Source organism: Chelatococcus sp. KU-N122, assembly GCF_055391085.1.
This window is the reverse complement of sequence record NZ_AP043981.1, coordinates 7,058,413-7,080,076: the sequence shown is the minus strand read 5'-3', so window position 1 is coordinate 7,080,076 and position 21,664 is coordinate 7,058,413. Positions and strand designations below refer to the sequence as shown.

General features: G+C 65.9%; 24 protein-coding genes and 2 tRNA genes. 16 read left to right on the top strand and 10 right to left on the bottom strand.

Features of this window, described 5'->3' with window-relative positions:
• The first annotated feature begins 21 nt into the window (after nucleotides 1-21).
• Complete coding sequence (locus ACZ5PO_RS32005; protein WP_464186573.1) at nucleotides 22-1,128, top strand: hypothetical protein; 1,107 nt, start codon at nucleotides 22-24, stop codon at nucleotides 1,126-1,128.
• Between the two features lie 349 nt (nucleotides 1,129-1,477).
• Nucleotides 1,478-1,630: a hypothetical protein gene (locus ACZ5PO_RS32000; protein ID WP_464186571.1), complete on the top strand. Its 153-nt coding sequence runs from the start codon at nucleotides 1,478-1,480 to the stop codon at nucleotides 1,628-1,630.
• A 120-nt stretch (nucleotides 1,631-1,750) separates the two neighbouring features.
• On the opposite strand, the gene ACZ5PO_RS31995 is transcribed toward ACZ5PO_RS32000, so the two are convergent.
• Both ACZ5PO_RS31995 and ACZ5PO_RS31990 read right to left on the bottom strand, forming a co-directional pair.
• The gene (locus tag ACZ5PO_RS31995) at nucleotides 1,751-1,885 is read right to left on the bottom strand and encodes a hypothetical protein (protein ID WP_464186570.1); all 135 of its coding nucleotides are present in this window, start codon (nucleotides 1,883-1,885) and stop codon (nucleotides 1,751-1,753) included.
• Nucleotides 1,886-2,921: 1,036 nt separating this feature from the next.
• Nucleotides 2,922-3,065, bottom strand: coding sequence for a hypothetical protein (locus tag ACZ5PO_RS31990; protein ID WP_464186569.1), 144 nt, complete (start codon nucleotides 3,063-3,065; stop codon nucleotides 2,922-2,924).
• A 455-nt stretch (nucleotides 3,066-3,520) separates the two neighbouring features.
• Here ACZ5PO_RS31990 and ACZ5PO_RS31985 point away from each other — a divergent pair, with 455 nt between their 5' ends.
• The 3 genes from ACZ5PO_RS31985 to ACZ5PO_RS31975 are packed head-to-tail and all read left to right on the top strand — an operon-like array spanning nucleotide 3,521 to nucleotide 5,159.
• The gene (locus ACZ5PO_RS31985) at nucleotides 3,521-4,402 is read left to right on the top strand and encodes a glycoside hydrolase family 108 protein (protein ID WP_464186568.1); all 882 of its coding nucleotides are present in this window, start codon (nucleotides 3,521-3,523) and stop codon (nucleotides 4,400-4,402) included.
• Nucleotides 4,399-4,923, top strand: coding sequence for a hypothetical protein (locus ACZ5PO_RS31980; RefSeq protein WP_464186567.1), 525 nt, complete (start codon nucleotides 4,399-4,401; stop codon nucleotides 4,921-4,923). Before ACZ5PO_RS31985 ends, ACZ5PO_RS31980 begins: the two co-directional genes overlap by 4 nt.
• Complete coding sequence (locus ACZ5PO_RS31975) at nucleotides 4,923-5,159, top strand: hypothetical protein (protein WP_464186565.1); 237 nt, start codon at nucleotides 4,923-4,925, stop codon at nucleotides 5,157-5,159. Before ACZ5PO_RS31980 ends, ACZ5PO_RS31975 begins: the two co-directional genes overlap by 1 nt.
• 228 nt (nucleotides 5,160-5,387) lie before the next feature.
• Here the strand turns inward: ACZ5PO_RS31975 and ACZ5PO_RS31970 are convergent, their stop codons facing one another.
• The 3 genes from ACZ5PO_RS31970 to ACZ5PO_RS31960 all read right to left on the bottom strand — a co-directional run bounded on the left by ACZ5PO_RS31970 (nucleotide 5,388) and on the right by ACZ5PO_RS31960 (nucleotide 7,840).
• The gene (locus ACZ5PO_RS31970) at nucleotides 5,388-5,729 is read right to left on the bottom strand and encodes a hypothetical protein (RefSeq protein ID WP_464186564.1); all 342 of its coding nucleotides are present in this window, start codon (nucleotides 5,727-5,729) and stop codon (nucleotides 5,388-5,390) included.
• A gap of 86 nt (nucleotides 5,730-5,815) precedes the next feature.
• Nucleotides 5,816-6,583 carry a response regulator transcription factor gene (locus ACZ5PO_RS31965; RefSeq protein ID WP_464186563.1) on the bottom strand — a complete coding sequence of 256 codons (768 nt, stop codon included), beginning with the start codon at nucleotides 6,581-6,583 and terminating at the stop codon, nucleotides 5,816-5,818.
• A gap of 420 nt (nucleotides 6,584-7,003) precedes the next feature.
• On the bottom strand, nucleotides 7,004-7,840 hold the full coding sequence (locus ACZ5PO_RS31960; protein ID WP_464186561.1) for a hypothetical protein: 837 nt from the start codon (nucleotides 7,838-7,840) through the stop codon (nucleotides 7,004-7,006).
• Between the two features lie 652 nt (nucleotides 7,841-8,492).
• Between ACZ5PO_RS31960 and ACZ5PO_RS31955 the strand changes: the two genes are divergently transcribed.
• Nucleotides 8,493-8,918: a low affinity iron permease family protein gene (locus ACZ5PO_RS31955; RefSeq protein WP_464186560.1), complete on the top strand. Its 426-nt coding sequence runs from the start codon at nucleotides 8,493-8,495 to the stop codon at nucleotides 8,916-8,918.
• Nucleotides 8,919-9,106: 188 nt separating this feature from the next.
• The gene (locus ACZ5PO_RS31950; RefSeq protein WP_464186559.1) at nucleotides 9,107-10,393 is read left to right on the top strand and encodes an acyltransferase family protein; all 1,287 of its coding nucleotides are present in this window, start codon (nucleotides 9,107-9,109) and stop codon (nucleotides 10,391-10,393) included.
• 7 nt (nucleotides 10,394-10,400) lie between these two features.
• Here ACZ5PO_RS31950 and ACZ5PO_RS31945 read toward each other — a convergent pair whose 3' ends face one another.
• Nucleotides 10,401-10,964 carry an NUDIX hydrolase gene (locus ACZ5PO_RS31945; RefSeq protein ID WP_464186557.1) on the bottom strand — a complete coding sequence of 188 codons (564 nt, stop codon included), beginning with the start codon at nucleotides 10,962-10,964 and terminating at the stop codon, nucleotides 10,401-10,403.
• Nucleotides 10,965-11,469: 505 nt separating this feature from the next.
• Between ACZ5PO_RS31945 and ACZ5PO_RS31940 the strand changes: the two genes are divergently transcribed.
• The 7 genes from ACZ5PO_RS31940 to ACZ5PO_RS31910 all read left to right on the top strand — a co-directional run bounded on the left by ACZ5PO_RS31940 (nucleotide 11,470) and on the right by ACZ5PO_RS31910 (nucleotide 16,673).
• Nucleotides 11,470-11,949 carry a hypothetical protein gene (locus tag ACZ5PO_RS31940; RefSeq protein WP_464186555.1) on the top strand — a complete coding sequence of 160 codons (480 nt, stop codon included), beginning with the start codon at nucleotides 11,470-11,472 and terminating at the stop codon, nucleotides 11,947-11,949.
• Nucleotides 11,950-12,171: 222 nt separating this feature from the next.
• A complete protein-coding gene (locus ACZ5PO_RS31935; protein ID WP_464186554.1) occupies nucleotides 12,172-12,561 on the top strand; it encodes a hypothetical protein in 390 nt (129 codons plus the stop codon).
• 164 nt (nucleotides 12,562-12,725) lie between these two features.
• Entirely contained in the window at nucleotides 12,726-12,998 is a 273-nt protein-coding gene (locus tag ACZ5PO_RS31930) for a hypothetical protein (protein ID WP_464186553.1), read from the top strand.
• 421 nt (nucleotides 12,999-13,419) lie between these two features.
• Nucleotides 13,420-13,671: a hypothetical protein gene (locus ACZ5PO_RS31925; RefSeq protein WP_464186552.1), complete on the top strand. Its 252-nt coding sequence runs from the start codon at nucleotides 13,420-13,422 to the stop codon at nucleotides 13,669-13,671.
• A gap of 343 nt (nucleotides 13,672-14,014) precedes the next feature.
• Complete coding sequence (locus tag ACZ5PO_RS31920) at nucleotides 14,015-15,556, top strand: class I SAM-dependent methyltransferase (protein WP_464186550.1); 1,542 nt, start codon at nucleotides 14,015-14,017, stop codon at nucleotides 15,554-15,556.
• Nucleotides 15,557-15,634: 78 nt separating this feature from the next.
• Entirely contained in the window at nucleotides 15,635-15,862 is a 228-nt protein-coding gene (locus ACZ5PO_RS31915; protein WP_464186547.1) for a hypothetical protein, read from the top strand.
• 481 nt (nucleotides 15,863-16,343) lie between these two features.
• Nucleotides 16,344-16,673 carry a hypothetical protein gene (locus tag ACZ5PO_RS31910; RefSeq protein ID WP_464186545.1) on the top strand — a complete coding sequence of 110 codons (330 nt, stop codon included), beginning with the start codon at nucleotides 16,344-16,346 and terminating at the stop codon, nucleotides 16,671-16,673.
• 81 nt (nucleotides 16,674-16,754) lie between these two features.
• Here ACZ5PO_RS31910 and ACZ5PO_RS31905 read toward each other — a convergent pair.
• A tRNA-Pro gene (locus ACZ5PO_RS31905) sits at nucleotides 16,755-16,831 on the bottom strand.
• Nucleotides 16,832-17,287: 456 nt separating this feature from the next.
• Between ACZ5PO_RS31905 and ACZ5PO_RS31900 the strand changes: the two genes are divergently transcribed.
• Together ACZ5PO_RS31900 and ACZ5PO_RS31895 are read left to right on the top strand one after the other, a co-directional pair.
• A complete protein-coding gene (locus ACZ5PO_RS31900) occupies nucleotides 17,288-17,503 on the top strand; it encodes a Thivi_2564 family membrane protein (RefSeq protein ID WP_464186544.1) in 216 nt (71 codons plus the stop codon).
• Nucleotides 17,504-17,617: 114 nt separating this feature from the next.
• Nucleotides 17,618-17,692, top strand: a tRNA-Gln gene (locus tag ACZ5PO_RS31895).
• Between the two features lie 1,349 nt (nucleotides 17,693-19,041).
• Here the strand turns inward: ACZ5PO_RS31895 and ACZ5PO_RS31890 are convergent.
• From ACZ5PO_RS31890 to ACZ5PO_RS31880, 3 genes are all read right to left on the bottom strand, one after another.
• Complete coding sequence (locus tag ACZ5PO_RS31890) at nucleotides 19,042-19,377, bottom strand: DUF6538 domain-containing protein (protein WP_464197132.1); 336 nt, start codon at nucleotides 19,375-19,377, stop codon at nucleotides 19,042-19,044.
• Nucleotides 19,378-19,560: 183 nt separating this feature from the next.
• Nucleotides 19,561-20,919: a sensor histidine kinase gene (locus ACZ5PO_RS31885; RefSeq protein WP_464186542.1), complete on the bottom strand. Its 1,359-nt coding sequence runs from the start codon at nucleotides 20,917-20,919 to the stop codon at nucleotides 19,561-19,563.
• Nucleotides 20,916-21,572, bottom strand: coding sequence for a response regulator transcription factor (locus tag ACZ5PO_RS31880; RefSeq protein WP_464186541.1), 657 nt, complete (start codon nucleotides 21,570-21,572; stop codon nucleotides 20,916-20,918). Before ACZ5PO_RS31880 ends, ACZ5PO_RS31885 begins: the two co-directional genes overlap by 4 nt.
• Nucleotides 21,573-21,664: the final 92 nt, after the last annotated feature.

Sequence of the window (21,664 nt, the reverse complement as noted above, 5' to 3'; positions counted from 1 at the left end):
AATTGCTACCCTGGGATAGCCGTGAGACAGACTGCAAGGCACTTTGGGCGCTACGTCGCTGCATTTGTGGGCGCGTTGGCGGCGCTGGCTATCGCGTCGTCCGCGTCGGTGGGCCAGCCCAATACGGCTGCCCGGCCGCAAGTGGCGGCTACTCAGCCGGCAAATCTTGAGTTTGGGATTGCCCTGTTTAATCCCGCGGTCAACGCGGCGCTGGGGCCAACTCCGCGGGTGCCAGATCACTTCACTGGTGCGTTCGCCCTAAACCACGATTTCGAAGAAGGGAAGAGGACTGAACCGCTCTTTTATCAACAGCGCGTAGGCGGTCGATGGGTGCAGATGGGTTTGGTGCGGAACGATCCATCCTTGCGTCATGCCGGCTGGAAAGCCCTGGAATGGGGTTTCAATTTGCAGAGGCCAGACGGCAGCTTTGACGACATTCCCGGCTCGGTTCTCGGGATTGTTGCGATCGTCGAGAACGGCGCATCGGGTTTGCTGGCAGAGCGGCAGCTCGGGCTCAAGAGCGAGGGAGAGGCGCTGCTCGGCAAGATGAGCAAGAGCGCGCAATATGTCGCAGGGCTCGATTTCAGAACGCATAAGGGGGTTCGGGCTTTTGCGCGCTACGTACACCGCTACTGGGTTGCCGCCTCAGCGCTTGGAATGATAGCCGAGCTGACAGGAGACGAGGCGCTACGATCAAAAGCGTATTTTTACGCGCGTGAGGGCTTCTCGAAGCAAACGGCAGAAGGCATTAACCCGGAGGGCGGCGGGTATGATGTTGGCTATCATGCGGCCGGTCTGATAAACGCTGCGCATTTCTATACTGTGTGTCACGATCCAGCGACGCGGGACATGGTCAGCACGATGCTGCTGAAGGGTGCAACGTGGCTAGCGGGCTTCGTTAGAGAAGATGGGTCCATCGATGCCGGGCGCAGCACGCGCGTACTCGTAGAATCGACTCGTAGAGGTGGAATAAAGCGACTGCCGCCGCTTCAGGTGGCGTCGGCATTAGCGTGGTCGGCGCTGATAACTGGCCGGAGCGAGTTTCGCGACGCATCTGAGCGTATTGTAGCGGCGGAAAAGGTCCGCGAAGCCTCAAAAAAGTTGGAGGATGTGCGGCGGCGACCGTAGTATTTTGCAGCGAGCAGTGAATTGGTCGTCGTCATCCATAGTTGACTGGCCCCTTACATATACGAAGAAAATATAAAGCAGTGCGGCCACGAAGAGTGCCGCGCCCATATAATAAAACTTAAGCACTAATTGGCTCCGCTATTTCCTGATGCAGATAGACGGCCGGCGAATAGCACGGATCGGAGTGAATTGCGATCTAGTGCACTGCGGTCAGCGATCCTTATGCTCTCTTGCCGAGGGCGATCGAGGGTGGGCCCGGTTCCGTCGTTCAGTCAGTGCGTCGAGACCGCGCTGGACGTGGCCCATAGCGACCATATGGCAGCTCGACAATCAAATCCGTTGCCAAGTGGTGGACTTCGTCGCCAACGGCGTCGAGGCCTTCAAGTTCAGGGCCCAGCGCCGATCTGATCCCCGCTTCATTCGCGAGCGCCGCGAGAATAAGGTCGCCAGTGGCTATGCTGCCGAGCGGTCCACCTCGATGTTCCGTGACGCGGCAAAGTAGGATCTTCAGGCCCGCCGCTGATTTCGAGCAGTTCGGCTCTGAGCGCATTGAGGAGCTTAGGCGGCGTCGCATTGTAGCGCTCAAACGGACCGAGCTTGCGCCGCGCCGTGAACGGCCAGCCTACTGCTTGGGCCCACCGACGAGCACGGTTAGAAGGATGAGGAAGGCGAAGTACAGGCAGCTTCCAATGATATCGGCGGCGAAATTCAACAGCGTCGTGTCACCGTTGCCGATGTTTCGCCAGATCTCTTGCATCGGACGACCCGCCGCGCTCCGGGCGCGGCTTTGGTGAAGCCGGCCTTTATGAGATCTTTACACCGCGTCGGCCTCGTTGCCAACGTCGGCTGCGGTCCAAGGCGGAGCCTTGGCTCACTCCTTGTGGTTGCTAAATGGCTTGGCTAATCATCCCAGGCCACGAGGGACGCCACGGCGAGATCGGAGTAGATGCCCAGGGCGAGAATGGCGAGCACAGCGACCACCGCAACAGCCAACGCGAACGCTTTCATGACGCTCTCCACGATCTGCGGTGGCTCAGGTTAGCCTATCGGGGCCGCTTCGGCCAACCGGCGCGCTGTGGCAGCTCCGTTGTCGCTCGAGAGAATGCCGGCTTGAAGCGGCGCTTGGATACGAGGTGATCTCTTTGCGCAGCGCTACCGCCCTGTAACGAGGCTTAGGGTTGAACTTTATCAGGCTATCGCAGACAAAGCCAGTTGGGCCGAGCTGCGGCCGCTACGCGGCGGCCGGGCGAGCTGGCTCGGTTCCCAATTGGCGCTCTGGTCATCTTTGCCGACCCGCTTGGTGGCCAACTCTTTCCTGGAGACGGCAAGAGCTGCCGGAGAGAGGCAGCGTATCGGTCAGTCGTCATCATGCATTTGACGGGTGTAGAAGCGGACCAACAGGAAAAGCAAAAGCGCTACCACGGCAACGAAGCCAGGCAATATCAGAGTGTTTACAACCATCTCCCGCTCTCTGAGATCCGCCTGGGCCTCGCACAGGCGACTGTACGCCTAGTTGGTTCTGCTGCTCATCGCAATACCGTCTCTCGGCCGGACGTCGTCGGGCGCATTAGGAGAGCCGTCCGCGCCCGCCTGATGCCCTGGCCTGTCCAGCCCGGCTGTCGCTGCATCTGTTCTCGGCCCAAGCCATGAGGCTTGAGCTTCAAGGAAGGCCTCTCGAGTCATCAATCGCGGGCGTTCGCGGGTGGGCTCGCCAGCTGGCTCTCGGGCGGTGGGGATCGTCGAGGGGGACATCTTTTCGCGCGACCGTCGGCGTAGGCGATGGCGCCCGACCGTTAGTTCGGAAACTTCCGACTGAAGTAGGCGGTCACGCCAAATATCAGGATGACGACGAGCAGGGCGCCGACGCCGAGGCCACCAAAGACGTACATGTAGCCTTCGCCGCGCACGCCAAAGATATGGTTGAAGAAGTCCAACACGCCTTGCCCTTCGGTCGCCGTTGCCGGGCACGGGATAAGCCTGCTGCGCTTTGCTCGCAAGCCCCGTTGGCCGGGGCCGCTGACCGGCGCAGGCTTTGGTCAAAGCGGGCGCCCCAGCGCAGCGAACGCTCCGGTCGAGCCGGAGCCTAACCCGGAGCCACGCGGACGTACGCGGCAGTTCGCCGCGGGGCCCGCGATTGCGCGCTGAGCCGAACGGCAGCGCGCTGAGTAAGGCTAAAGCCCGGCAGCCAGAACCAGTGTGATCGCGATGATCACGAGCCAGACGATGCGATCGTTCATCGCTTTCGTCCTGGTGCCTTCCGGCGACCGGATAAGACCTCCCGATCGGAGCGCTCGCATGGGCGAGCCCTAGCGGGGCCGCAGCATGCGTTCCTCACAAGACTAGCTTCGGCGATGCCCCGCCATCGGCGGGCGCACCCTCATGGAGAACCTGCATGCAAGAGAACCAGGCCAAGGCCCTGGCGCGCGTCCTCGTCTACGAGGGCGGCAAGGTCGACGATCCGCGTGATCCGGGCGGGCGCACCAACCAGGGCGTGACCCAGCGGGTCTACGACGCCTATCGCCGACGCGCGGGGCTAAAGACTCAGGACGTCTACAGGATTACGGCCGGCGAGGTCGCGGCAATCTACGACGGCCAGTACTGGGACAAGATCAGGGGGGACGAACTGCCCGGCGGGATCGATTTCGTCGTCTTCGACGGCGCCGTGAACTCGGGCCCGGTGCAGGCGGTCAAATGGCTCCAGCGCGCGCTCGGCGTCAAGGCCGACGGCATGCCGGGCTCCATCACCTTGCAGGCGACCCGCGACCATCCGGATCACGACCGGCTGGTTGCCGACATCTGCGCCCGCCGCATGGCTTTCCTGAAGGCGCTGAACACATGGCGTACCTTCGGCGCCGGCTGGACGAAGCGCGTCGTCAATGTCAGGGCGGCCGGCCAGGCCATGGCGTCGGGCTCGGTCGGTCCGCAGCCAGTCTATTCCGCGGCAGGCAGCACCAAGGCACCGATCGAGGCGGCGAAGAGCGGGCCGCCCAAGGGCGTCGCCGATGCGCTCTCCGGCGGCGGCATCGTCACCACCACGCTGTCCCAGGTCACCGACGCGGTGACGCCTCTCGCCGACCGGCTGCCGGGGATGGGCGTCATCGTCACCTTGCTGACGGTGCTCGGCACGCTCGCCGTGGTCGGCGGCATCGCCTACCGCCTGTGGGCGACGCGCCGCCAGAACGAGCTCGCCGACGCGCTCGACCTGCCGACGACGGCGGAGGCGCCTGGGCCGGCGGCGGCCCCCGTGTCCGACATCGTGGGAGCACCCGCATGATCGCCTTCCTCATCGACTACTGGCACTGGCTCGCCATCGGTGCGCCGATCGTCGCCGCGCTCGCCATCGTGGCCTGGACGACGCGGGACTGGCGTCTGGCGGCCGCCGCAGGGGCCATCGTAGCGGCGCTGCTGCAGCTGGCCCGGGTGTTCCAGGCCGGCCGCGATGCCCAGCGCCGGGAACTCGAGCAGGCTAACCGCGCCGCGGTGCAGACACGCGACGAGGTGGACCTGACCGCGGCCGGCAAGACGCGGGCGGACATGGAGCGGGACTTCGAGCGCTGGGGCAAGCTCGTGCTGGCCTTCGCCGTGTTGGCGCCGGCCGTCGCGCTGCTCTGCGGCTGCGTCACTGTCTCCGGGGGCGGCGCCGGCGGCGCCTTCTGCGAGACGGCGCGGCCGATCCGGCTCTCGGCTGCGGCGCGTGCGAGCCTGTCCGATGCCGAGCTGCGCCGTGTGTGGGCCCACAACGATTTCGGCGAACGCCAATGTGGGACGCGCTGGACCGGGAGGGCAGGCGAGTGATGGCCGACGACCTGGGAGACCGCGCCACCCGCGAGCGCGTCGCTGTGCTCGAGGTTGAGCTCGATCATCTCGAAAGGAGGCTGGAGTCGATCGACAAGAAGGTGACCGAGATGCACGCGCTATTGCTCCAGGCGCGGGGTATGCGCTGGCTGGTGCTCGGGCTCATCGCCGTCGGCGGGTTCCTCGCCGGCAAGCTCGGTTGGCTGCTATCATTCTTGCCACCGGGAAAGCCATGATGGCTCGCTTGGCCGCGGTCATCCTAATACCAGCCGCCGCACCACGCGAGGTAGAGCGGGCGGTGGAGGGGGCGGCCGGCTGACGCTCCATTCGCGCTGCGCCGACCGGTTCGTGACGTATCCGATTCGGCGCGCCGGGCCGCGACCTCTTCGTTTCGCCGGAGCAAACGATGCTCGTCGATGGGCCTCATCGGGGGGCGCTGCGTGTGACGGCTATGCGTGCCGCCGTCAGCCCGTGCGGAACCAGTCGGTCAACTGCTTGGCCGTCGAGGGGGGGAGCTCGAACGCCATCCAGCCGTAGCCCGGGTGGCGGATGTTGAGCACAATTGCTCCTGTCGGGGTGCGCTGGACTTGGATGGCCGGGTCGTTGACCGGCGCTGGCAACGTGCCCGGCCGGTTCGGAATGGGCTCCAGCAGCTGCGATCGCAGAGCCGCGAAGACCCCGACGAGCTGGGATACCTGGTCGGGCTCAAGCTTCGCCGTGGCCACCGCTCCGTCGTCGACCAGCGTTTCAAGCGAGGCGGAGCGGCGGTCGTCGGCAAGCTTGGCGCGGTATTCGACTTTTGGCATACGCAACCTCCCGTCTCCGGAACCTCAGCATGCCTTGCCGGGTTCAGTCGAGCCTCTTCTTGCATAGCCGGCATCACCACGCCGCTTCACCCGGTGGCATCCAGGTCGCGCGTCAGGAAGGCGAGCTCCGTCCGATTCCTCGCCTTAAGCTTGCGCATGATGGTCTTTACGTTGACCTTCAGGGTGCTTTCGCTCATGGCGAGCTCGTAGGCGATCGCCTTGTTCGACAACCCCCTGCGTATGGCCCTCGCGATGGCGAGCTGCCGAGGCGACAGGAGCCTGGCCAGTTCGGCAGAGCGCTGCATGGCGCTGTTACCGGGCGTAGCCAGTGCCGCGAGCGCGCTCGCCGGGATGAAGCTTCCGCCCGACCGCACGATGGCCAGCACCTTGGCAGCCACGTCCACGCTCATGCTGGTGGGCAGAAAGGCGCGTGCACCGCTGTTGATCGCATGAGCGACACAGTCGGCGCTTTCGAGGTCGGACATCACGGCGACGGGCGGCGGCGCCGGCACCTGCAGCACTTGCGTCAGGCGGTCGGCAAAGACGCCGTCGGGTATCGACGGCGTGGCCGGGGCCGACATCCACAGAATGAGCAGCGAGGTCCTACGGACCTCGGAGCTCTGCGCCCAGGCCGCCACGCTCTCGAAAACCTGGAAGCGATGGCCGGGGTCCATGGCCTGCAGCGAGGCCGCGACGCATTCCCGGTAGAGCGCTCTATCCTCGATCAGGACCGTGCATGGCCCCATCGTGTCGGCGGCGGTCCGCGGCGCATCGAGCACCGTGGATCGCGCCTCGCTCGAAACTGAGGCCTCCGACCTCCTGCGATGATCGCTTACGGACGTTTCGGTATCCATGGTTGTCCTCCCATCGAGCCGTGCGCCGGAGGAACGACGCGATACCGATGCAACAGGAGCTTGCGGCAGGCCGATGTGCGCGGGCGCGCGCTACGCAAAGGGGTTGCCGCGAATCCGACGTCGACGGGAGGCGGGCGAGGGCGGCCGCTCGAGCCAGATGGTGCCCTGGCGGACAGCCTGAGGCCGTCGGCACCGCCCGGTAGCTGCATTCGCCGCCCGGCAGGCCCGAATTGTCGCCCACAGACACCTGCACGCCCGGACGAAACGGCAGCGGCGAACCGGATGTGCTGGTTTGCACATCGCGTCTTTGCATGCCGCGTCACGGCCCCGCCTCCTCATCGGTGGCGGGGCCCTTTGCGTTCCGGCGGCCGCTGTGCGCAGCCAGCGCCGGCAGCAGCTCCGGCCGGTCCGCCGCCACCATCACGCCACCCGGATCTCGGCGGAAGCGCGCATGGCCTCGAGTGAGCGCATGAGCCAGCTGCGGACAAACTCGATCCGTGTCGCGAGCAGGCAGGCCTTGGATGAGGACCAGCCCCAGACGATTCCGGTGACCTTGGCGTCCTCGGGGGTCCAGATCTGCCCCCGCGTGCGCGCCTCGGTGTAGCCGGTGTTCCACACCAGCGAGCCGCTGAAGCCCTTGGGCGCCGGGAGGCCCTGATCCGTGTTCGGCTCCGCATCCAGATCGCCCCAGTACTGAAGCGCAAAGTGAAAGCGCTCGTCGCCATATTCGGGAGGGACGGGGGCTTCCTGCGTGACATGGGCAGCCATCCTGTCGGGCAGCGTGGCGTACGCCAAAACCTGCCCCTCTCCCATGTAGCCCCCGAAGAACAGGAGCTCGTTTTCCACCGGGTCGTGGGCCAAGGCCAGCTTGGCTTCGGCGATCGAGGCATTGGCATGGACATGCCGCCCCGCCTGCGTCCACACGGCCGGCGCGATGCGCGACAGGGCGCAATCGATGGGATAGCCGACCGAGTAGAGGGAGTTGTGGACGTGGTAGAATAACGAGTTGCCGGAGAACATGATGGCCAGGTCTTCCGGAGCGCGCGATTTGCCCTGGAAGTCGAAATTGTGGTCGTTGGTGACGAGCATGGTCTGGCCGAGCGCGGACATGTAGGCCCCCGTGCCGTGCAACGCGCCTTCCGTCTCATTGATGTTGCGGCAGATCGGCGTCACGCAAGCTTTGGTATAGTTGCGCATCTCATCTGTGACGCGCCGGCATTCTTCTTTCCAGTCGACGACGTCCGGCAGCTTCATCATCCAGTCTCCAGCTCTACCATGTTGACGGCTGTCAATGCGGTCAAGACCGCGGTTGGCCGCGGTCCGGCTCCTCGGGGTCGAGGCGACGACGGCTTCGTGTACCACGCGGGTCGTGCATTTTCCGGGGGGAATCGACCGACCTGGACGCATTTCCGATCCAAATCCGGACACCACGCTCAAGCCACGCATTTCGCCGCAGCTTGGGCCTTCGCTCCGGCGGCTCGACGGGCGCGGCTGATCGGAGATGCGCTGCGCGCGAAGTTCCGTGCCAGTAGCATGATGCGTGCCGGAGGCAACTGTCAGATATTGGTTCTGATCCACGCCAGAGTCGCCGTCCAGCGCCCGCCTTCGGCAGCCGCGTCGCGTCCGGCGTCGACATCGGGACGCCTCCCCGTCGGGCGGCCGGGCACCATCGCCGCCGCCGCGTGAAATCGATGCTTCGCCCGATCCAGCGGCAATACGGTGAACGAATTTCAGCCGCCAAGAGCGGTATCTGAGCGGCATATGAGCGATATCCGAGCGGCGCCCACGCGGCGCGCCGGGCCATCGAGAACCAATGCCACGAGCGGAACCTTTGCATCGCAGCGGCGTTCGGCTGCCGCAGGGCCACAGCGGCCCGTCGCCGGCTGCGGCAGCTTCATGGGAGCGCTCCTTGACCCATGCATCGTGGTTCGACGCGACGTTTGCGAAGTTCGCGAGCGTGACGGCCCGGATCGCCGGCAGCCCGGCCACCTTCCTCGTCTGCGTGGTCATCGTCGTCGGTTGGGCCCTATCCGGTCCCTTCTTCGGCTACTCGGAAACCTGGCAGCTGATCATCAACACCGGTACCACGATCGTAACGTTCCTGATGGTGTTCCTCATCCAGAACACCCAGAACAGGGACGGCGCGGCCCTGCAGACCAAGCTCGATGAGCTGATCCGCTCGTCCGAGGCGGAGAACGAGTTCATGGGCATCGAGAAGCTCACCGACGCAGAGCTCGAGGAGCTGCACGCCCGCTGCGAGAGCACGGCAAGGCGGTCGCATGCGGCGCTGGAGCAGACGCGTGCCGAGCGAGAGGCCCGCCGCAGCCGCGGCTGATCGCGCGAGGCATTCGATCCGAAGGAATGACGCCATCACGGTTTCGCCGCGGCGGCCGGCCCACGTCGGCACCACACGTGGTGGGTGTTGCATCCAGGACCTTGCCTGGAGGGCGATGGGTCGAGTCTAATGTCGGCCTATCGGTTCTTCGTCGGGCGGGGGATTGTTTGGCATCGCGCGAGCGCTTTGTGGCTCTGGATGGCCTGCGGGGAGCAGCGGCCGTCTACGTCGTCCTCTTCCACGTCAACTGGCAGACGCATCTCTCCTGGACCGTGTTCATCGGCAACGGCTTTCTGGCCGTCGACCTGTTCTTCGTGCTGTCCGGCTTCGTGATCGCGACGGTCTACGGCAGCCGGGTCGCCAATGGGTTGGACTTCGCGCGGTTCCTACTGCGCCGGTTCTTCCGGCTCTATCCGCTGCATCTGTTCGTCCTGGCCTGCTTCCTGGCGCTGGAAACGGCGCGGGCGGTGTGGGTCGCGATGGGCCACCCCGCCAATGGGCCGCTGCCGTTCGCCGACGAGCGTGGGCTCGACCTCGTCGTGGCGCACCTGTTCCTGGTGCAGGGGCTGGGCTTCAACGGCACCGTCGGTTGGAATGCGCCGAGCTGGAGCATCTCGTGCGAGTTCGCCGCCTACATCGTGTTCGGCCTGCTCATGCTCAGCCCCCTATGGAGCGGCAACGGGCGGGCGGCAACGCCCCAAAGATCCGGGCGCAGTTCATGGCCCACAGCCGGCCGCCGGCCCTCGCATACGGGCTCGGTCGAGGCACGGCGCGGGCCGATGCCGCAACTGGCCGCGCTGGCGGCGGTGACCCTCTATTGGCCGATCGCCGTGGGTGCCTTCGGTACGTTCAGCGGCTCGGCGCGGTGCGCCGCGGGGTTCACGCTCGGCGTCTGCATCGCGAGCTTCATCCGGCAGCCATCGTGGCGCAGGTTTGCGGACGGGATCGGCCGCGGCGGGCTCGCCGCAGCGCAGCTCGCCGTTGCCGCAGCGGTGCTTGCGGTGCTTGCGCTCGTGAGCGGCCCCTGGGCTTTTGCGGTGGTTCCCCTGTTCGGCGTAGCCCTCGCCCTCCTGGTCGGCGACGTCGGCCCGCTGGCTACGCCCTTGACCTCGGCGACGGCACAGTTTCTCGGCCGCATCTCCTACTCCGTTTACATGGTGCACGTATTCCTGATCATCCCGATCACCTTCTCGCTGAAGCGGCTATCCAGCGGAGCGGGCTTCTCGCCGATGCCGGACGGCCGCCTGCTGATGATGTCCGATCCCTACCTCGGCGATGTCCTCGTAGTGGTCTTCGTGGCGCTGGTGCTGCTCGTCGCTACCGTTACCTATCGCTACGTCGAAGCGCCCGGGCGAGAACTGGGGCAGCGGCTCGCTGCCGAGCTGGGCTCGCGGCGGGCCGACGCCACGGCGCGAGATGCAAACGGAGCGATGGCATCGAAACCCTCGCTGTCGCCGTCACGACACGACATGTAGGGCAGGTTTAGTCGACGAGCACCGGCTGCGGTCGGTGGACCATGTCGTCGTCAGCTCTGTCGTCGCGTCCGATATTGTCGTTGCTCGCCTCGGGCGGCGACATGCTCTTGCCGCGCTTCTTGGTGCGGCGCCTGCCGCGCCGCTCGCCCGACTTGGCCTGCTTGCCACCGAGCTGGCGCGCAAAGCTCTCGATCAGGACGGCGAGGCCCGGCTCGTCGACGATCAGCGCTGCGTCGGCCGCCGACAGCCAGCGGGATTGGCGCTGCTGCTTTTCCGGCCAGCTCTTGCGCTGGCGGGTGACGCGCAGGGGGTAAACCGACACGTCGACCAACCGGAAATGATCGTCGAGCCGCTTCCAATATTCGTAGGTGCCGAACGGCCGCTTGTCGATCTTGCCGGTCAGACCGGCTTCCTCCAGTGCCTCCCGGGCGGCCGCGGCGAAGTCTTTCATGCCCTTGATCGGCCAGCCCTTGGGGATCACGGCCCGCCGCGTGCTGCGCGAGGTGAGGATCAGGATCTCGATCCCTTTGCCGGTGCGATAGGGCAGCGCCGCGACCTGCTTACGCTTCAATGCTCACCTCCGGTTCCCGCACCTGAAGTTGACGACGACGCGGATCGGCGGCGCGGCCGCGCCCACGCCCGATCATGTGGCCCACTGCGCACTGCAGCAAATCCGTTTCGGTAACGGGTAAAGGCGTTGATAGGTCCGCCGTCAAGGGCGATCGCTTGAATCATTCGGCTCAGACTCGATGCGTTCCTGCGGTTACCTGCGGGCGCGCATGCGGCCCGCGCGCCTGGCTCGGGCGCTCGACGTCACGGTAAACGGACAACGCTCGGGTTGGTTCGATTCATGTGGCTGCGGCCGCAGCCGCAGGCGGACCAATCGCATCGGATGGTGCCGGCCGGCTGGCGGTGGTAAGCAGGTGCCCATTGCCGCGCACCGGATCCGGGGAGCGCAGGATATGCTCGCAGCACGACATAACTCTCGCCTTTCCAAGGCGGCCGTATTCGGTGTGCTGGTCACATGCATGGCGACGGCGGGGCCGGCTCGGTCCTGCGGCTACGATGGCGCTGCCATGGATGGGCCGGGCGAGCCCTGGCGATCGACGCCGGTGGGCGCCGCGGTGCTGGTGGCGGTGGAGGACGATCTGGTCGACCCGCGCGACGTCGAAGTGCGTCCCGGCGACATGTTCGCCTACCATCGCGTCGTCGCCGAGCTCGGGCACCTGCGCCGGGTCCTGGCCCGCGCCGTCGAGACGGAGCCTGGCCTGCCGCTCACGTTCTCCGTGCTGCTGGTCGAATCGGGACTGCGCAGCCGCTTCGTGATCGATGGCGGCAGCGTCGCCATGACCCCTCACGTCGCTGCCGACCCGGCCGAGGCGCTCGTCAGCACGGCCCACGCGGTGATCGCCGCCATCGCCGCCGGCCGCCTCTCGGCTGACGACGCAATCCGCCAGGGCCTCATCGAGGTGAGCGCCCCCCACGACGTTTCGCCTCGTCTCGGGCGCCTGCTCGATGCGGCGCTCCGCGGCCTCGCGGGCAAGGCTGGCCTGTAGTCGGGGGCAGAAGCGCCTTGCGATCACTCCAGCCGTGCGTTCGCGCGTCGCAGCGGGTCCCCATTGTCAGCGCCGCGAAGCCCTGCGATTTTCAGCGCGGCCGAAGCCGTGGGGCGCCTCAGGGAGACTCTCCACGCTTCGGGTCGATGTGGAGGTGAACGGTCCGCCCGAGAGGGGCGGCACCCGCCGCGACCACGCAGGCGCAAGCGAGCAGGGCAGGCCGTGAACAAATATCTCATAGGCGCGCTGTTCACCGTGCCGTTCGTCGGTGTCATCGTCGTCGCCTACTTCAGTGTCAAATCCACATGTGACAACGTTCCCCAGATCAAGTCGGCGGCTCTGGGGGCCGTCAAGGCGCACGCGATCTTTCCGGAAATGGCCAAGTTCAACGACGATCTGAAAATCACCGGCGTCGGCTCTCTCGACATCGAGGTCACGGGAAGCGTCGACATTCGCGACAAGCCCGGCGCCGTCGTGCAGAAGGATTTCGTCGTCAAGCTCAGGTGCAATCCCGGCGCGCACACGATCGACTTCATCGACGACCTGCTGTCGGATCGCTCGGCCCCGGGGCCGGCACAGAGCAAGGCCGGGCAGGCTGCGACGCCCGATTAGCCGCCAGCTCTTGCCTGCGCGAGGCTTTGCTGCGATCATTTCCCGCCCAAGCAGACGGTGCCATCGTGGATGCATTCATCAAGTCGACGCTGTTCGGCGGCCTTATTCTAGCCATCGCGGCAGTGGTCTACTTCCGGATACCATCCGTTTGCACGAGCTATGACATGGCCCACAGATCGGCGCGCGGGGCCGTCATGGCGTTGCTGCGCTCGCCGGGGCTCGCCAAGTTCCATGAAGGCCCGGACGTGTCCGGGCTCGGCTCCGAGCACGTCCACGTCTCGGGCGTGGTGGACACCAATGAGCCGTCGCGCGCGACCGAGAGAAAGCGCTACTATGTGAAGATGTCCTGCGCCTCTCAGCAGTATATGCACATCCTGGAGGCGCATGTGTCGGATCACCCGCCGGGACCGCGCGAGCTGCCGGTCAGCGACGGCTGAGTGCCGCTATCCGCGGGGACTGGCGCCGCTGCCCCGTTGGGGTGGCGAAATGGGGCTTGCGCTCAGCCGTGCCCGCGGAGCAGCTAGAGCATTTCGCAATTGGATGAGATCATCCAATTGCGAAATGCTCATAACTTTTTGAATCTGGAGCGCTTTTCTACGATTGGGTGGTTCCACCCAATCGCAAAGCGCTCTAGGCGCGGTCGGGTGCGACCGTTATCCAGTGCATTCCCGATCTGCTATGGTCGGTGCGCGTAGGCACCGCGGGTTTCCGCGGCCCGGGCGAGGATCCGGCTACCGATTGATGCGCCTTGTTTTCGCTCTCATTAACCCATGTGAGCGACAAGAAGGCTGGCTAACCGGGGCGCGCACTTGGGGAATCGTCCCCGAGCACGGGCGCCGGTCGAGGCAGGAGAACACGATGCGAGTGCTGAGAGCTTGGGTTGCCGCCGGAGCGCTGGCCGCAGTGGCCGCATCGTCCGGGAGTGGCCTGGCCGCCAAACTGGAGAAGGCCGAGAAGCCGACGCAGGCCGCGGCGGGGCAGGCAGGCGAGCGCGATCTCGAGGCTTTCATCGCTCGCAACAAGTCGCGCCAGGACGTGGAGGAGCGCAACTTCGTCAAGCGGGACGCGGAGCTGAAGCGCAAGGTCAACGGCATCTGCTCGAATTGCTAGAGCAACGGCAGCTCCGATCGAATCGGCGCTGCCACTCCAGCTCTTTATCTTGGCATCGGCCTCGTCCCCGACCGGCCTCATGCCCCTGCTAGGTGGAGCGTGAGGACGGCCCTGGTGCACGCCCCAGTCGGCCCATCGCCTTCACAGCGCGCGAGTTCGGGGCGCTCTTAGCCGAGCCGCCGGACCCGCACGAGACGGCGTCGCGTTGATCAGGGCGGCCGGAGCCGGTTGCGGCGGACAGGGCCCTATGGCTCGCCGGTTGCCGAATCGCGAAAAAGACGCCTTGTCGGAGAGGGCAGCGGCGGACTACCTTGCCGCTGGCTGATCTCAAGTGGCGGGCGTCATGAGTATTGCGACCAGAGTAGCATCGGGCGATCTCTCGCTCTTTTCGGTGGAGACGCAGACCTCACCGAACGACCGGCGGTCCCTGCTGCTGCTGCAGGATATCGTTGCGTCGTACTACGGCGAGCGAGGCTACAAGTACTTCGAAATCGGGTCCTACAGGGGCGGCAGCATCTTGCCCCATCTGCTGGACGAGCGCTGCCGGGGCATCGTGTCCCTCGACTCTCGTACGCCGATGCAGCCGGACGAGCGCGGTGTCGCATTTCGCTACAATGAAAATACCACCGCGGCGATGATGGCCACCCTGGAGAAGGCTGCACCAGGAGCCGCCTTTGCCAAGATGAAGACCATCGACGGCACCTCGGCTCAGCTTACGCCTGCTGCGGTCGGGACGGACATCAGGCTGGCGCTGATCGACGGCGAGCATACGAATCGGGCGGCGTTCACCGATTTCCTCAACGTCCTCAAGCTGGTCGAGAAGGACGCCATCATCGTCTTCCACGACGCGAACCTCCTGGTCGACGCGCTTTGGAATATCCCGCCTTTCCTGTCGTTCATCGGGCGTCCCGGCGAGATCATGCTGCTGCCCGACGTCGTGGGATTGGTTGTGCTCGGGGATCTGATCGCGCCGACGAGGGCTGCGACACGCAACACACGCCTGCATGCGGAGAATTTCTACCAGAATTCCAAGCGCTGGCTGGTGGACTTCCACCAGACTTTGCCGAAGCGCGCTCCGGCGCAGGGGCTCGGCACACCGTTGGTGATGAAGCAGCCAGTCGACAAGCCGGCGCCCGATCGGCCGGCATCGGAGCAGCCTGCGGCTGAGCCAGCCGCGCCGCAGCGGCCGTCAGCGGTTGGGCCGTCGGCCCAATCCGCGCGGGCCGACAGGCCGTTGCTCGACAAGGGCGTGCCGGAGAGTCCGTCCGAACGGCCGCGTCCGGCGCGCCCGGCGGCGCCGGCGAGACCCGGAGCAGCCGCTTCGATGGCGGAGCGCCCAGCGCCCGAGCGACAGCCGGCAGGAGCGCAGACGCCCGACAGGGGCCAGCCCGAGCGACGGCGACCTGCGGGGCCCGCGGCGCCGGCGAGGCCCGCGCCCGCCAAGCCGGTGTCGGCGCAGCCGGTGGCAGAGCGCGCAGCGCCCGAGCCACAGCCGGCGGGCGGCCCCACGCATGATAGGCCGGCGCTCGACAAGGGCACGCCCGAGCGACCGGTGTCAGCTGCGCCGACGGCGGCGCCGAGGCCGAGGCCTGAGCGGCCGGCGGTGGAGCGCGGGGCGCCCGAGCGGCAACCGACCCTTGAGAAGGGCGCGCCCGAGCCGGCGTCGCCGGAGAGACCAAGCCCCGGCAGGCCGGTATCCGACCAGGCGGTTGCTGCGAGGCCGACGCCTGCGCAGCCAAGGCCGGAGCGGCCAGCTGCCGACAGGGCCGCGGTGGCAGGGCCCGCATCTGCGGCGCCAGTCGCCGAGCGTACGACGCCCTCGGCGCCAGAGGTCGAATTGACGAGCCCGGCTCCCTTGGCCGAATCAGCCGCGTCGACACCATAGTTCTCGGGAATCCAGTCAATCTCAGATTGATTGTAAGCCGTCGCCGAAGTTGCTAGGCTTGCCGGCGTGAGGGCGCTTATGGCAAGCATGGCGGACGAAAGCGACGAAGCTGAGCGCCTATGCCGATGGCGCGTCGAGCGTCGTCTGCCGCGCGAGGCCGAGGCTCTGTCGCTCTATCTGATCGACGAGACGGGCAGAGGCCACGCGCTGCAGCTGTCCGGCGAGCAGGCCGAGCAATTGGCCAAGGACCTGATCGCCGGCGTCTACGCGCAACGGGAAGCGTATCGCCGGTCGCGCGCCCATTGACACGTCGCATCGAGCTCGGTGGGACCGGATCGATCCGAGCCTGCGACTATGCCCGTCCCCAATAGTGCGCAAGTGCATCTGGCCGGATGCCAAGGTCAGTAACGGCGGTCTCTCGCCGAGCGCGCTTTAATTCCATGAGCCGCCAGTCGTCGACCCACACTCGACTAAAGAATGGGGGTATATCGCGGCGTTCGAGCATTCTCCCGCCGGATTGGGACGTATAATCTGAGAATCAGTTCGGTATCGGGACGAAGCACCCGGTGCCGGTGCGTACGGGCGGCGAGGGGCGCCCGGAGCGTGAGTCCCGCGGCAGTGACAGCGGGACGGCGTGTGGGCCTGGCGGCCCGCTCCAACTCTTTGGTTGAGCACGATCCATTCGCTTGCGCGGTCGCTCCGCAAGGACGGGCGCTGAGTCGCGCGCGAATCAGCGCGGGCCAAGCCCTCTTCCCCAGCGAGAGCCGATGCTCGCTTGGAGATGACGATGGAAGAACCATCGAACGACCACGTGACGGTCACCATCAAAAGCCTCGTCAACATGATCCGCCTGTTGGCAGCCGAGCTCGTCGTCGGCCGTCACGACGACGATATCGGGCTGCTCGCGCAAGCCATGCGGCTCAAGCTGGGCGCTATCGACCGGACGGACTTTACGCCCGCTGTTTACGACAGGGGGCTTGCGGAGGCGCGCGCCTACATCGAGCAGGTGCTCGTGCATGTGCGGGCGCAGCTGAACGCGAAGCTCCAGGAGATGCAGCCCGAGCCCGTGCAGACCGAGCCGACGCCCAAGCCGCGGAAGACGGTCACGATGCACTGATCGCAGCCACCATAAACCCGGCGATGCCACGATCGTGCCGGTCAAGCCATCCGGCGTCTCGGGACCGGATGCGCTGAGTACTGGTCGGAGTGGCAGGATTTGAACCTGCGACCCCCTCGTCCCGAACGAGGTGCGCTACCAGGCTGCGCTACACTCCGACAGCGCCGGGCGTGGCCCGGCGGAGGCGGACTTATAGCGACGTCGCCTCGGCATCGCAAGCCGCTTTACGGGCAAGCCGAAGCTCCTGTGGATAGGATGGGTTCGGCGGCCCGGTTTGCGACATGCCGGAGGAGCCCCGGGCGCGGGGACGGACGACGATGGGTGGCCGGCGCGAGGCGCTGCAGACGCGGAGACCTCGAGCTTGTCCGTGTGGTCGGAAGACGGCCTCCGACGGACGGTGGTCGTGAGGCGGCCACCCGATCGGACGGGCGCGTCGAACCAAATAAATATATACAGTTCAAATGGTTATGTAGACTTAGCAACTTGCGGATAGCGACCGATCGGCAAGCCATGGTCTAGCCGGCCAGCCCGGCGGCTCTAGATATCTGCGCAGGGACCCGTGCGCCGATTGCGACGGATGCGCGAGGGCCAAGGTAACCGCGGAGGCCGAAAGCTTGACCATCACCGTGCTGACCCATGCGCTCGTGACCATCCTCATCGCTGGCCTGATCATCTGGCTCATCAGCTTCCTGCCTTTCGACGGGCGCATCAGGATGATCCTGCGGGTGGTGGTCATCGTGCTGGCGCTGGTGTCGATCATCCGCTCCCTGGATCTGCTGGCGATCTCGTCGTCGACGCCGCCCGCACCGTCGACGAAGATCACCGAATAGGTCGGGCCGCGCCGTCGCCGCAGCCGGCTTCCCCAGGGATATGCACAGCCTGGTCCCGTTGCTTGCGCCGCGCATTGCATGCGGCCGTCCACGCCATTATGGTCCGCGACGCTTTGGGGCGTCGCCAAGTGGTAAGGCAACGGTTTTTGGTACCGTCATTCCCAGGTTCGAATCCTGGCGCCCCAGCCATTCTTTAGTTATTCAATTGAATCAATAGGTTAAGTGATGGACGAGATCCATCGCCAGAGACCAAATGCAACAGTTTGGCGTGTGCCACGGGTGGGCAGGGCGCTTTTGCGACTGCCCGCGACGGTCTGTCGCAAAGCCTGATTCGAGCCGCGCATCGAAAAAAACATCGCCAGAACGGAAGCTTGATTCTGGCTAAAGACACCCGGCACTCGCCCGCCGCTCTACCCAGACCTCATCTTGATCGCCGATGGCCTGGGCCGCGCCTAGCTTGCGACGGGACGGCGCGCGCGAGATCTTGGCAAGTGGCTAGCGTTAAGGCTAGGCTTTTCCCGTTGGGGGATGCTATGCGAACCACAGCCTCCGCCTGCGTAGCGGCACTTATTTCATTTTTCGTGTTCTAGCGAAACACAGAACCGCTGCCGGGCGGGATCTTGAACTGGTGACATGGCAAGGCGGCGCCGCCCAATGAAGGCCAGTGCTTAGTTTGGGCAATTCTTCTGCTGCCAATCTTCACCATAAGCCCCAGTAATGCAGGGGCCCCAAGGCCCCTTATAGCCGTCCTCACTCGGGGGGCCAGTGTAGATGCCTCCGCCAGGGCCACTGTAGAGACCCCCGCCTGGCCCTGTGTATAGCCCGCCGCCGGGGCCCGAATACATCTCACCTCCCGGGCCACTGTAGAGCCCCCCGCCCGGCCCAGCGTACAGCCCGCCGCCCGGCCCAGTGTACAGCCCCCCGCCTGGCCCGGCGTACAGCCCGCCACCTGGTCCAGTATACAATCCACCACCCGGTCCCGCGTATAACCCACCACCAGGGCCTGAATAACAAGGACCGCCGGGGCCTGAGTAGCCCCGGCATTCTGCAAAAGCAGGCGAAGGGGAAGTCACGATAAACAAAATAACAAGCCATTTCCGAAACATGGCGCCGTCCTCGGTTCGATCATCGTTGACAGCGTCAAGCGCCTGGGGCGGCCGACGGTTGACCATGCGCAGTCTACGGCCGCCGCTTCGATCTACGCCCAACGTAAATCGTCGAGGAGGTCTTGAACAGTCGCGCTCCCGCTCCAACCCGTCGCCCGGGTCGCGCTCGTTGGCGCGCTGCAAGGCCTCGATTTCGGCGCGCATGAAGCCCGAGGCCATAGCCTTGTATGGAGCGCTACCGCGCTCAACCTCACGCCCCTTCGCCTCAGCCGCTCGCATCACCTCGGCACGGGCTGTTGATGTATCGCCGTGGCCAAGATCGAGCTTGAGCTTCTCCAGCCGGGGCGCCCGCTCTTGCCGCTCCATCGCGTGCCGATCGCGGACGTATTCATAGAAGCGATAGGCCTCTAGGTCGTCGTCCCCGAACTCGGCTCACAGCACGGCCCACACGTCGCCGAGGTCATCCTTATCGGGCAAGCCGGCGCGGAACTGCTCACCAGCGCTGGTCAGCTCGACATAGCGGGTCCACAGCGCTTCGCGGATTTCCTGCTCACTTATCTGCCGACGCTGGCGGAACTCGGCGAACTCGTTCTCCCACGACGCCAGGACGGGGCGGGCGCGTGTCTTCTCCTCTCGCGGGTCGCTCGTGCCCAGCGAGCGCCAAAGCTCACGCTTCGGCTTCCCATCGAGGCCTAGATGGTGCTGCCGAACGTCGAGCGGGATGCCGATACGCGCGTAATAGCGGCTGCTCCTGGAGCGCCGTGTGATATTGGTTTGCGAGTGCCATTAGAGACTGTCCGTCGAGACCCAAGGCGTAACAGTTTTCGGTGAAAACAAAGTAATACCAATTATTTACGAGTTTTCACAAGACCCTGGCGCCCCAGCCATAACCTCACCAGCAGCGGCGTCGGAAGCCACGCTCCGTGCCCCATGATCGGCCGGCGGTGGCCGTCATGGTGCGTCGGCGCTGACCAGCGTCATCGAAAATATGGCGCCACCGCCTGGCCGCGGCTCATGGCGCAGTTCCCCGCCCATGGCGGCGGCGAGCTTGCTGGAGATGTACAGCCCCAGGCCTGAGCCGCGCCCGCCCCGCTGCGGTTCGTTCGAGCCGCGGCGGAACTTGCCGAACAGATGCCCTTGCTCGTCCGCCGGCACCCCTGCGCCTGTATCCATCACCGATATGACCGCGTGGTCATCTTCAGTGCCGCACGCAACGACGACGACCGCGTCTGCCGGCGAAAACCGGACGGCGTTAGAGAGCAGGTTGTCGAGGATCTGGGCCAATGCGTCCTGCTCCGCGAGCGCCCAGATGGGGGTGGACGGCAGGTGCGGCTCGATGGTGATGCGAGCGCTTCGGGCGAGCACGGCGTTGCGGCGCGTGGCGGCCAGCGTGGCGCTGCGCAAGTCTTCGGCGCGGACGGCGATGCGAGGCAGACCCTCGACCTCGTGCGCCTTGAGCAGGCGGCCGACCAGCGCCAGCATGGTTTCGATGCTCCGGCTGCCTTCGTCGAGCACGCTCCGGTAGAATTCGGGCGACGCGGCTTCGCGGCTGCGCGCCAGGTCCAGCAGGTTGCGCAGCCCGAACAGCGGGCTGCGCAGGTCGTGCGCGGCGACGGCCATCAACTCGTTGAGCTCGCTGTTGTGCGTGGCAAGGACCGTGTTGGCGCGCAGCAGCGCCTCGTTCTGCTCGGCGATGATGCCCAGCTGCCGTCGCTCCCGCTGTCGGAGCTGGTAGAGGATGATGCGGATCACGACCGCGCCGAAGACAGCGAGCCCGGTATTGAAAGCGGCGACGATGCGCTCGAAGACGTCGTGGTCGAGCGCCAGGAGCAGCGCGAGGTAGAAGACGAAGGTCAGCCCGGCGATGGCTGCGAAGCGCCGCGGCGGCACCATGAAGATGGCGGAGATCGCCAGGATCAGCATGGCGTAGCCGGCGGGCAGCCGACCGCCCAGCGCGATGAAGTAGCCAGCCATCGCCGACATGGGGAGAAGGAACAGGATGTAGGCGGTGGTGAGACGGGGCTCGACGGTCGGCGCGACACCGCCCGTGCGGACAGCGCGGGCGACGGCGATGAAGCCGGCCAGCCCGATCAGGGCGACCGTCCACAGGACGACCAGGGGCGCGCTGGAGCGAACGACGGCGAAGACGAGCTCGACTGTGGCATCGACCAGGCCGATGTACCCGGTCAGCTCGATGCGCACCGGATTGAGACGACCGGCCGTGTCGTCCGCCGGCGCCCCGGCGGAGCTCTCCAGGCCATCCACGAGAGCAGCCCTGGCCCACTGGACCTGCCGGCGGAGCCAGATCATGCGGTGGGATCGGACCGGGCGAAGGTGGTGGCGATCTGCTCCAGCGCTCTGGCCCGGTCCAGACCGAGCTTGACCTTGATGCGCTCCCGGTAGGTGCCGATCGTCTTGATCGACAGGTTGAGCTCCGCTGCGATGTCCTGCGAGGAGAAGCCCGCGCCGATCATCCTGAGCACCTGCAGCTCGCGGTTCGAGAGGGAGTCGTAGGGCGACACGGACGGGGACGCGTTGCGCGCAAAATCATGCAGCAGCATCTGCTGGACGGCGGCGCTGACGAACAGCTCGCCCGCCGCCACCGCATTCACCGCCGTGGCGACCACGGACAAGCTCTCGGACTTGGCGACATAGCCGCGGGCGCCCGCCTGGAGCGCGCGGCGGGCGAAGTGGCGCTCGTCCTGGCTCGAATAGACGATAATGCGGGCCGCGGGGTGGATCTTCAGCAACTCGCTGATCAGTTCGATGCCGTCGCGGCCGCCGAGCACGAGATCCAGGACGATGAAATCGGGCCTATGGACTTCGGTGAGCTGGCGCGCCGCGGCCACGTCCTGCGCTTCGCCTTGGATCTCCACGCCCGGGTTGTCGGAAAACAGCAGCCGCAGGCCGAACAGCACCACCGGATGGTCGTCGATGATCAGGAGGCGGAAGGGTTGGGGCACGGGCGACATCGTCCGGGTTCGGGCAGGCTCGCAGCGATACGCCGATTATGGGCCAGTCCGCCCGCAAATATGTAGGTGCGCGACCTACACGA